Here is a 10,230-nt window from a genome sequence, read left to right as displayed (position 1 = left end):
ACGTTGAACGATTCAATCGGCTGTATCGAGAAGCTGTTTTAGATGCTTATCTATTTTTTGAGCTTGACCAGGTAAGACAATTGACATGCGACTGGATGGAGGAATATAACCTAAGAAGGCCCCATGAGTCACTGGGTAATCTCACTCCCGAAGAGTGGAAAAACAGGGTGATTGAAAATGAAAAAACTCTAATTGCTACTGTCTGAAATTAGGGGTACTTACACATTGATAAGTAGAAAAAATGTATTTTTCACCTAATCAATGGTTTAGCATGAAAAAGAGCCCGTTCAGTGAATCGCACCGGCGAACCGGTTAAAATTGTCGAAATCTTGGCCCTGCCCAGCCAAGGCCTATCCATTGGTGAGATTTGTCGTACCCACAACATCTCCCCAGCTACCTTTTACAATTGGTGTAACAAGTTAGGCCCTACGGCTCGGCAAACCGTTGGGCAGGTAAAATCGCCAATCAATTCCAAACCTCGCTTCGGCGAGTGTGCCGGGTAGTAGGGCAACGTAGAGTAACCGTTTATGCCATGACCAAGCGGGTGAATGAAGACCAGGCTATTACCGATCAACTTAATGCTTTGTCTAAGAAGTATTTAAGCTGGGGCTTTAGCTTGATGTTCGGCTATTTACGCTTAGTGGGGCATGCCGGGAATCATAAACGTGTGTACCGAATTTACAAAGCTTTGGGGCTTAATTTGCGCAGTCCTATCAAACGAAAAACTATCAAGCGAGATAATCCCAATACCTTGGCTGCCAGTCAAGTAAATCAAGGCTGGTCGCTAGACTTCCTAAGCGATGAGGTAATGGCAGAAAAGAAAACGCGCATTCTCAATATCTTGGATGACTATAGCCGAAAATACCTGCTAGTGGTGGCTCAAGGCGCATTTAAGGCCAAAAGTTAGTAGGTTATCTGGAGCAGATGGTGGCGGCACATGGCAAACCCGAGTACATCCGTTGCGATAATGGGCCCGAAATGATCAGTGTTGCCATTGTAAGTACCCCTAATTGTCAACACACCCTATAAAATCTTGAATTTTTTTTGATATACAGCTAATTGTATTACTTTACCTAAAATTCAAATTAGGGTCAACGTATAATTTTTAGGGCTAATTCTTATCTTCACACCAGGCGTACAAATCCACTCTGTAATAAAAACATTTGAAATCATTATAGCTCTAAATACCACTTCATTTTTGTCTTTACTACATCCAATACAATTAAATCAGGAAAAGTAGATTTTCTAGTCAACCTGTTACTTTTTGATGAAAAAAAGTATTTACACAAAACAACTAAAAAATAAACTCAATCCTATGCCTATAAAGTTTACCCGCCCCCTCTTGATACCTGCTTTCGGATTAGCCTTCTTCATCTGTTTTGCCAGCTTTGGTCAACCGAAAGGTGGTCAACCAGTTGTGGTGCCTGGAAATCGTGGCGTCGAACGCCGGATGGCGCTGGTCATGGGCAATAAAGAATATGTCCACGCTGATAAGCTTCGAAATCCGGGAAATGATGCGTTGGATATGTCCGAGGCACTTAAGAAATTAGGATTTGACGTAACGACTGCCATTGATTCTGACTATCCCAGAACCGCGAGAATAATCCGTGAATTTATTGAAAAACTTCGTTCCAGCGATGTGGTTGTGTTTTATTATTCTGGACACGGAATCGGTTATAATGGGAAAAACTACTTACTACCCATCGATGCGAACGTCAATTGCATCGAGCGAGTTGAGGAACATGGCTTTTCACTCGGCCGGTTGTTCAGCGAATTCACCCAAAAACAGGTCCGGACCAGTTTTTTGTTTTTGGACGCTTGCCGCAATATGCCCGAGCTTAAAGCCTGTCAGGGCACTACCCGGTCCATAACGACTCAGGGCTTGGTAAAACCTACAAACAATCCACGGGGTAGCATGATGATCTTCGCTACGGAAGAGGGAAGCACTGCCGATGATAATTTATCAGGCCGTAATGGTTTGTTTACGAGCGAACTATTGAAATACCTAACCCGTCCAGGACTGGGGATACGCGCCATCATGGACAGTACGGCAACAGGGGTTGAAATCCAAAGCAATGGCTCCCAGTCGCCCGCCCGCTACGATAAATTACTCGGCGATTTTGTGTTTGTAGGAACTCCGATTTCACGTAATGAGCCGGTTGGCCCACTAGTTGTATCAACCCCGCGTACTACTCCAACCGTGTCGGCTCCTCGAGGCTTATTCGTTTCGGTGAAAGGAACAAGCTTTAAAATGGGCGCTATAAACCGGCCTTACAATGAGCAACCACTACACGAAGTTCAGGTAGGGAGCTTTTTAATAAGCCGCTATGAAGTAACGGCGAAAGAATGGAAGGATTTTTGCCAAGCGACGAAGCGTTCAATGCCTACAATCCCCGATCTGGATTTCAGTGATCCCAACAAGATTTACTGGCAGGATAAAGATCGTTTTCCCATTACCAACATCACCTGGTTTGAGGCGGTTGAATACGCCAATTGGCTAAGCGAAAAACAGGGGCTTCGCAAGGCTTACCAAATTGGGGATGGTAGTGTTGAATGGGATAGAACGGCCAATGGCTATCGCTTACCTACAGAAGCGGAGTGGGAAATGGCTGCCCGTGGAAATTCGCAGGACCTACCCTACCCAGGCAGCAGGAATGAGATGGAAGTCGGCTGGAGTCAGAGCAATAGCGATGATCGATCGCATGCTGTAGGGGGTAAAAAACCCAATGATCTGGACCTTTATGATATGTCGGGAAATGTATGGGAGTGGTGCTGGGATTGGTATGACGAATATTATTACACTAAGTCACCGAAACAAAACCCCGTCGGCAATACCACCGGTACGATGCGCGCTCTGCGTGGTGGATCCTGGTTAACTTCCACGAATGTAGTTTCGGTAAGGCGCGGACGTAGCCCACGCACGCAATCTACAGAAATTGGCTTTCGACTGGTTCGGAGCGAATAACCATCTTTATCTGTAACGCTTAATCTATTCATTTTCACTTAATCTTTAATTCAACTTATGCGCTTTTTACGCACTGCATCTGCCACGTTCATGCTGCTTACCACCTTGCTGTCGCTACTGAGTTTTCCGAGTTTTTCCCAGTTTGGAAAAAAAGCCTCCAACCGGGATGTAAAGGATACTCTCTTGCTCCAGGAAAGATCACCTTCCTTTAAGCCTAAAATGGGCCGATTAGTCGACAGTATCTCCATTGAAGCAGTTGATAAGTCCTTTGTAATCGCGAAGGGGGAAACCTTCAAGATGGATAAACTGGGGATTGAGCAGCGGGCCGGCTGGGTTAATCCAAGCTCAAATTTCTCAAAGGTCTTTAACAAATCTGACGGTATTCCGGTGAAAATCATTGTCTCCCGTAAGATTCCGGAATATGAAGAAACCATTGTTAAAGAGAAAAACGTGCTGACGGGTAAAGAAGTAGACAAGCCCGTCAAAAAGCTCAAGGGATATAAAGGCCGGGATGATATCTTCTACGGTTTGCTGGAATTCAACAAGGTGCATGAGATTTGTAACAACGACCCGGCTACACGTGCTTATTTTATTTCCATTCCCCCAAAATACCTCGATGCTGCACGGGGAGGTAATATTTCGGTAGTTTACGAATATTATAATTGCACACCCGTGCGAAAAAAAGGGGCGAACAACTACACGACTTGGGTGCTATGGATCTCCGATATCGAATTTACTAAATAATCCTATGCGTATCTGGATAGTTCTTGTCGCGAAGGGGATTGCCTTCCTGACAGCTTTACAACTAGCTTATGGTCAATCATCGGAATCCTCGCTTGAGAAAACCAAGCGAGTTCTTGAATTGGTCGATGAATACCAAAGCAACTCTCAGTTGGACAGCCTCTTAAAGTCCCATCGCTCCCCTCTGGTCCTTATTGATCAATTTATTTTTGTTCCCCACCAAGGGTGTTACTATCCAAGACACTCCAAAGGAACGTACGAGGAGCGAAATGCTGGGGGGGACAACGAACAACGGGGTAGGGGCGGTCTTATTAACAGTAAGCAGAAAGCAGGTGGGGTCTTCGCGCAGCGTAAATCCGAGGGTGGACTTTCGGAGCGCGAGACTGGTGGCGAAATTACTTCCCGGGAAACAGGGGGAGACGATTCCTACCGCCAACAGGCCGGAGGAAAGGTCAAACGGACCGAAGGTGGCGAAACCGCTGACCGAAGTCAGAAAGGGGATGACAGCCAACGAAGTGCGGCTGGAAAAAATAAAACACGGACTGAAGGTGGCGAAACTACCGACCGAAACACGAAAGGAAATAATACCAACCGATTTACGGAAGGAGCTAACCGGAAGCGCCGCTGGAGCGGCGCCTTTAAGCTTCGCAAACCACAAGAAGTCGACGAAAATGTGTATTGCCAGAAAGAGACTAGTCAACCAGCTTTTTTGCTGTCCAATGTTCCAACTGGAATGAAGGTGGAAGTATACGACTTCATGGGTCGGCGGAAAGTTGAACAATTCATGGTCGTATATTATTAATTGCCTGTACGGTGCAGTGCCTTCAGTCGCTGCACCGTACAGGCAATTAATCGTGGTTTGGCACAATTAAGAAGGGGAGTTCAAACGTGCCGATTGAAGAATCAGGATATGTTGTTGGATCCACACTACGGGAGGACGCTCCACCGGTTCTAGCAAAAATACGTTCAAGCACTTTTTTTGACCCTGTAGTGATTGCGCGCGCTTCGATGGCATTTCGTAAGTCGAACTGTTCCTGCGATGCCAGCACTTTGAATGTTTCGCGGCCGTATGGAGGCGCTAATTTCACCCGGTGTGGTATGATGACGCTTTGGCCAGGGTCGAGTCCATAATTATCGGCTGAGTCGTGAAAATCAGGAGTATCTCGTACCGGAAAAAGGATATTGACCAAGTCGTCGGGTTGAATATCAATAACATTAAAGTAAATTCTGGTTTGTCCTTTGTTCGTTACTCGAACTGACGTACGCTCTCCGTTCTTAAAAACCAGAGCCCCATCCTGAAGAAATGGGCGCCGACCGGCGCTATCAGTCACTACCTGCCCATCTGATAAGTTGGGAAGCAACTCCATTTCGACGGATATCTCACCAGTCGTCTGTCCAAAAGACCGGAAAAATCGCCCCTGCACATAATTACGGAGAAGGCGAGTAATAACCTCGATGTCTGTTAGCTTACTCAATATCAGGGGCGTTCCGATTGGCAAGTGGTCTTTCGTGCGTTTGAGCAAAAGTACCCTTTCCTCCCCCTGCAATGAATCGGTAAAATAAACCTGCGATTCAGGAAACGCTTTTAAGGTAAAAAGATCATGAACTTTTTGAACCGCATTTTGGACAATTTTTCGGCTGTCAACATTCAACAAACGATCCATACTTATCGACAAGGATAAGTCGCCGTAGGATCGCTCGGTAACAAATACCCAGTAATCAGTTTCCTTTTGAATGATAATCGGTTTCTGAAGCAGTACCGTTCCTGTAAATTGATCGGCGTTAACTACCGTTCCGGAAATACAGCTGCTGATTTCAGCCGGGTTGGTTGTTCCCGCTGGACAAACCTTGACAACTGTTTTGGGGTAAACCATTTCCAGTAAACCGGCCGGGATCCCAATTTGCTTTCCACCACTGTGGACTTCCTGAATCCTATAGTAGGGGGTTTGCACTACCGCTTTTCCGCCGAAGAGCTCGCGGTCGTAATTACCATCCATGGAAGGTGACTGTGATAGCATCATCTGTTTCATTTCGGTGGTTATCCGGTTAAAAAGTAACCGGTAGGTTTCATGCTGCTGCACAGTTCGCAGGGTCTTATACAATGCGTATGAAAGCGATCCCACTGCGGCTCCGCTCGGTAAGACGTATTCCTTATTTTCTTCATAATCTTTGGCAGCAGCAATCACAACATACGGCGATAGGTTTAACCGGTCGATTATGGACGGTGAATTGTCAAATAAGTGGGATTCGGTTTGAAGCGGTCTTTTTTGTGGAACTCGGTTCCGGCGAAGGTCTAATGGTTTCCCACCGCGAACCCGGCCTTGTCTGCTTTCGGATCGTTGTCCCCGGCTGATCGTCCCTGAATGGCACGAATCGGCGGTCAGGAGAATATCACCGCTCGGACCCAGTTTGATTCTAAGGGAAGTGATTAATTCATCTAATTCGTCGTCGGTCAAATGTTCTCGCCCGTCATACGGATCATTTTCGTCTTTTAGCCGCGACGGAGCCCGGTAGCAGACAATTGTTTCATCGTAGGCATCCAGTTCTTCGTTGGAATCGTCGGTAATCTGCTGGCCATGACTAGAAATGTGAATAACTATTTTGTCTCCCTTTTCCGAACGCTCAGTCAGCGTTTGAATGGCGGAAACAACGGCTTGCTTGGTGGCTGCCGAATCCTGAAGGACGGTTATATGCTCATTGGTAAACCCCTGAAAGTTTAATGCTTGTCGAATATAGGCAACATCATTAATAGCGTGAATAGCAGGCCAGCCATTTTCAGTTGGATACGTACCAATGGCGATAATCAGAGCACGCTTTGTCTGCGCAGCCAGTGGGATGGTGTTGAGCAAAAGCGTGATGGTTATGGAGAATAGAAATTTCATACAGTAAGGGAAAAAAGAGGTAGGTTCTGCTGGATTCACGTTTCAACGTTACCGCCGATTTGCCTCCTCAACCTGACCGCGCCGGGCCAGGTATAGGATTAGCCCTTCCCGGTACATGGGGTTGGAAGGAGACAACCGAACCGCTTGTTCATAGGCTTTTTGCGCCTCCGCATATAAGCCCTTTGCTTCGGAATTACTAGCTATCATAAAAGCGGTAAGTGCCCGATCGGCGGACGTCGCTTTGAGGTTGGCTGATTCTGCCGGTCGAATCGCTTCGAGGGTGGCTTGATCGTAGATACGGAAATCAAAGAGTGTGCAGGGCGAATTTTGCGCCGGAATGGCAGCCCAATAATAAACTCTATTTTTTTTAAATAAAGGCCGGCGAAGGTCGAAGGCTAAGGTCGTATCCGTTGTTTCGGTTTGATAAAGCGGATGGGCGTCGAACTTATTTTCGCTGAAGATAGCAACTTTGTAGGCTCGGGCCGCCGGGTCTTTTTTCCACCGGAAAGTAATAATGGTGTCTCGCATGCCAGCTTTAAAATCCGGGCTTATCATCAAAGGTTGAGGGCAATCCTCGCTGCCCCGGCTGGAAATTCCTGTTCTACGAAACCGGACAGAATACTTTTCCGGGGTGTCATGGGCATGTGTTAGGTCAAACCAGAGTGTTTCGAAAAATAAGTTAAGCGCATCAGCGAAGTCAGGCGGCAATGCACTGTCTAACAAGGTTTTTAACTGGTATTTTCCGGCTCGGTTACGGATAAAATATACGGTTTGGGCGTCTTTCCGGAGGAGGACTTCAGCCTGACGGCCTAATGTGATCCAGCCGTTCACATCGATCGATTGCCGACGGTGGGCTACCGACAGGCGTTGAACTGGAGCCTGCTTCGTGATCTGGTACCGTACATCGCCGGCGACATTTTCCAGCGTTAGGGATTGAGCGGATGCTACCTGGGCCATCAAAACCAGCCAATAACTCATTAGGGTGTACAGGTTAGTGGTCATCGTTAAATGAAGAAGTATAGCGAATAGTTGGAAAGTAGCTTTTTCTTTGCAGAGCCTGAAAGAAAGAATTCGTACTGACCCAATTTTGCAGCCGTTTGGAAAGCTTTTCGTAGAAATACAACACATCAACCGATAACGCGACCGGAACGATAAACAAAAGCGGATCAATTTCCAGACGGTACCGGATGAACGCTATAAAGGATGCAAATAGGATTATCGCCGCCACTAATAACTGACTGACTTTAAAAAGTTCGTTAAACCATTTGTAATGATGATAGAATATAAAGACAACAATCAATGCCCAGCAAAGCAGGAACGACAGTACGAGTTGCCAACCAACTGACCCCCTTGTTGGATAGGAGTCATTAAGCAACATGGCGACGATATGTGCATTGATCTCTAAACCGCTTAAGGCACCGTTGCCCGTCGGAACAGGATGAATATCCTCGTTAGTGTATAAATTTTGATAGCCGGCCATAGACCCGACGAGCACTAGGGCATCTCGGAGTTTAATCAACCTAGGGTTACCCGGTGTGAAATCACGCTCATGCAGCGTATCGGTCACTACGCCGGGCGGTTGATACAGTATTCGCTCATCCTCATTATCTTCCTGACCGTGTCGGTGCCTGATAAAGCGTTGCCAGGCTTTCGGATCATAGCGCGCAACCAGTTGACCGGCAAAGGAGGTGTCGCCCTGACTCCAAGGTGTAAAATGGCGGACCATGTCTTCCGACTTATTAAGCGAAAAATCCGCGTATCCTTGCGGGCCAATCTGATATCTATTTTCAGTAATCGGAAGAACCGATTTTGAGAGTGGACGTTCATACTGACGCAATCGGTGGCCGAGGGTGACCTTGTATGCCACGGCGCGCAGGAGTTTTCCGGATCTTTCTAATCGCTGCAGAACACCGTATAAATTAGAGTCATAGGCTACTCCTGGTTTATCGAAGGCCAAATCGAGTCCTATCACTCGGGGGTTGTGCCGGGCGATGGTATCCAGTACGACGGCAATGCGGGTCCGATCCGCCGCACCCATATCGACCAGAATCGGTAGAACCGGATGAGAACCTACGCGGGCATGCGTCCGTAGGTGCGCAAAGTTCTCATACCCTTCTTTTACCACATCAAGGGCGTCGTGGACTGGGTTCAACGTCTCCAGGGACAATACCCGCTGGGTTAGGGAAAAGAATAATTTGCCGGTGCCATAAACGGCGAATACGAGCATAGTAGCCAGAAAGGCATCGATAACTAAGTTACGAAGAGCTACGGGCTTTTTAGTCATATAAGGTTTTAAACCGAAAAGATAATTAAAATTGGCTAAAATTTTAGTACACTTATTTGAGTAATAGTGCTTTGTACGATTAATTAGCTAAGCATACTTTTTGGTAGTGTCGCCGAAGTTTTTCACGTGCTTGGGCATTGGTAAATTGCCAGTTCACCGTAACCCTCGCTTCATTCCGTTCTTTAACACATTGATCGACATGCATCTGTAAGGTTTCAATGTCAGCAATACGTTGATGCAAACATTGGCGGGCAATGGCCGATAGTTCCAACTCGACCCTATTCAACCAAGAAGCCTTCTTAGGCGTATAATGCATTTCTAAGCGGGCCGCTACCTGCCGCGCATCGGCTGCGGCCCAACTTTCGTAGAAAGCGGATGCAGTATGCGTGTTTAGGTTGTCCTGAACCAGTCGGCTAGTCTGTGCCTGTGGATAAGCCGCCACCAGCGTCTGCATAAAGCGACAGTAATCTGCTTTCGTACGTGTGGCGGAGACCTCCACCAGCCGTTTGCCGGTTAGGGGTTCGAAGGCCACCAGCAAACAGGCGGTTCCGTTGCGCTGATAGACTGAGTCTTCCCGCTGGAGCTGGCCCGATTGCATCGGTAAGGGGCCGCTACGTGCCCATGCAGCATACAAGGCCGCTCATCAAAACAAATCAGCGGGTGCTGAGGATTATAAGGCTGCTCGTAAAGTGCCAGTACGTCCTCCATCCGGGCCATGTATTCGCTATGCATAGTTCCGATACACCATTGTTGCCGCCGATGCGGTTGTAGCTCGTTTTTTTTAGAATGCGCGCGACCGAATCATAGCCGATATGGTCCACCAACGCCAGTTCAACGGCTTTGTCAGCCAACAGCCGCAAAGTCCATCGGTTATGGCCGACCGGGGCCTGACTACAGGCTAATGCCTTCAGTTTAGCACAAGCGACGCCATCGAAGACCAGACGGCGACCGGGCTTGGCTTTTTCACCGACCGCTGCTCGTAAGCCGGCCTGCTGATAGCGAGTGCGAATCTGATAGCCCGTTGGCACACTTAAGGCCGTTTTCTGAGCTACTACGTAGCCACTTAATCTCGTCGCGAAAGCCAGCAGCGCCTGAGCACGCTTTACCGCTCGAACCGGATAAGTACCTTTCGTGGTCATCTCAATCAATGTGTGCCGATCGGTGTTGTCTTAGCCCCCTAAATAGTTGGACAAAATTGTAAAAACAGTTTAGTCTATTAATTCAGGAAATCATTGACCTTAGCCCTAAAAACTGGACAGCAAGAGGATAGAAAAATCAAGGCGATTTAGGTAACTTAAACAAACCAAAGAATCGCTTATGAAAAAGTCAAAGTTCACCGAAGCACAGATCATTTTTGC

Annotated in this window: 11 protein-coding genes; 6 read left to right on the top strand and 5 right to left on the bottom strand. The window is 47.2% G+C overall.

Features of this window, described 5'->3' with window-relative positions; genetic code table 11:
* The 6 genes from ACFPMF_RS27860 to ACFPMF_RS27835 all read left to right on the top strand — a co-directional run.
* Positions 1–206, top strand: a 206-nt coding sequence (locus tag ACFPMF_RS27860) for an integrase core domain-containing protein (RefSeq protein WP_379850894.1), incomplete at its 5' end; no start/stop codon positions are given.
* An 84-nt stretch (positions 207–290) separates the two neighbouring features.
* Complete coding sequence (locus ACFPMF_RS27855) at positions 291–503, top strand: transposase (protein WP_379851439.1); 213 nt, start codon at positions 291–293, stop codon at positions 501–503.
* A gap of 29 nt (positions 504–532) precedes the next feature.
* A complete protein-coding gene (locus tag ACFPMF_RS27850; protein WP_379851437.1) occupies positions 533–907 on the top strand; it encodes a hypothetical protein in 375 nt (124 codons plus the stop codon).
* A gap of 360 nt (positions 908–1,267) precedes the next feature.
* The gene (locus tag ACFPMF_RS27845) at positions 1,268–2,965 is read left to right on the top strand and encodes an SUMF1/EgtB/PvdO family nonheme iron enzyme (protein ID WP_379851435.1); all 1,698 of its coding nucleotides are present in this window, start codon (positions 1,268–1,270) and stop codon (positions 2,963–2,965) included.
* 90 nt (positions 2,966–3,055) lie between these two features.
* Positions 3,056–3,709, top strand: a complete 654-nt coding sequence (locus ACFPMF_RS27840; RefSeq protein WP_379851433.1) for a hypothetical protein — start codon at positions 3,056–3,058, stop codon at positions 3,707–3,709.
* A 4-nt stretch (positions 3,710–3,713) separates the two neighbouring features.
* Positions 3,714–4,508, top strand: coding sequence for a hypothetical protein (locus ACFPMF_RS27835; RefSeq protein ID WP_379851431.1), 795 nt, complete (start codon positions 3,714–3,716; stop codon positions 4,506–4,508).
* A 46-nt stretch (positions 4,509–4,554) separates the two neighbouring features.
* Here the strand turns inward: ACFPMF_RS27835 and ACFPMF_RS27830 are convergent, their stop codons facing one another.
* The 5 genes from ACFPMF_RS27830 to ACFPMF_RS27810 form a co-directional block, all read right to left on the bottom strand.
* Positions 4,555–6,588 (bottom strand): caspase family protein, encoded by a 2,034-nt coding sequence (locus ACFPMF_RS27830; protein WP_379851429.1) that lies wholly within the window; start codon positions 6,586–6,588, stop codon positions 4,555–4,557.
* A 48-nt stretch (positions 6,589–6,636) separates the two neighbouring features.
* Positions 6,637–7,566 carry a tetratricopeptide repeat protein gene (locus tag ACFPMF_RS27825; protein ID WP_379851427.1) on the bottom strand — a complete coding sequence of 310 codons (930 nt, stop codon included), beginning with the start codon at positions 7,564–7,566 and terminating at the stop codon, positions 6,637–6,639.
* 13 nt (positions 7,567–7,579) lie between these two features.
* Positions 7,580–8,872 carry a CHASE2 domain-containing protein gene (locus tag ACFPMF_RS27820; protein WP_379851425.1) on the bottom strand — a complete coding sequence of 431 codons (1,293 nt, stop codon included), beginning with the start codon at positions 8,870–8,872 and terminating at the stop codon, positions 7,580–7,582.
* Positions 8,873–8,951: 79 nt separating this feature from the next.
* Complete coding sequence (locus ACFPMF_RS27815) at positions 8,952–9,506, bottom strand: IS630 family transposase (RefSeq protein ID WP_379851423.1); 555 nt, start codon at positions 9,504–9,506, stop codon at positions 8,952–8,954.
* A gap of 19 nt (positions 9,507–9,525) precedes the next feature.
* Entirely contained in the window at positions 9,526–10,011 is a 486-nt protein-coding gene (locus ACFPMF_RS27810) for a helix-turn-helix domain-containing protein (protein WP_379851421.1), read from the bottom strand.
* Positions 10,012–10,230 lie beyond the last annotated feature (219 nt).

The organism is Larkinella bovis, assembly GCF_042655385.1.
In the GTDB taxonomy this organism is placed as follows: Bacteria; Bacteroidota; Bacteroidia; order Cytophagales; family Spirosomataceae; genus Larkinella; species Larkinella bovis.
Note: the sequence above shows the minus strand (reverse complement) of the source record. Positions and strands in the feature narration are given on the sequence as shown.

Coding starts and splice junctions, on each gene's coding strand:
- ACFPMF_RS27850 (WP_379851437.1), top strand. CDS start 533: ATGACCAAGCGGGTGAATGAAGACCAGGCTATTACCGATCAACTTAAT.
- ACFPMF_RS27845 (WP_379851435.1), top strand. CDS start 1,268: ATGAAAAAAAGTATTTACACAAAACAACTAAAAAATAAACTCAATCCT.
- ACFPMF_RS27840 (WP_379851433.1), top strand. CDS start 3,056: ATGCTGCTTACCACCTTGCTGTCGCTACTGAGTTTTCCGAGTTTTTCC.
- ACFPMF_RS27835 (WP_379851431.1), top strand. CDS start 3,714: ATGCGTATCTGGATAGTTCTTGTCGCGAAGGGGATTGCCTTCCTGACA.
- ACFPMF_RS27830 (WP_379851429.1), bottom strand. CDS start 6,588: ATGAAATTTCTATTCTCCATAACCATCACGCTTTTGCTCAACACCATC.
- ACFPMF_RS27825 (WP_379851427.1), bottom strand. CDS start 7,566: ATGAGTTATTGGCTGGTTTTGATGGCCCAGGTAGCATCCGCTCAATCC.
- ACFPMF_RS27820 (WP_379851425.1), bottom strand. CDS start 8,872: ATGACTAAAAAGCCCGTAGCTCTTCGTAACTTAGTTATCGATGCCTTT.
- ACFPMF_RS27810 (WP_379851421.1), bottom strand. CDS start 10,011: ATGACCACGAAAGGTACTTATCCGGTTCGAGCGGTAAAGCGTGCTCAG.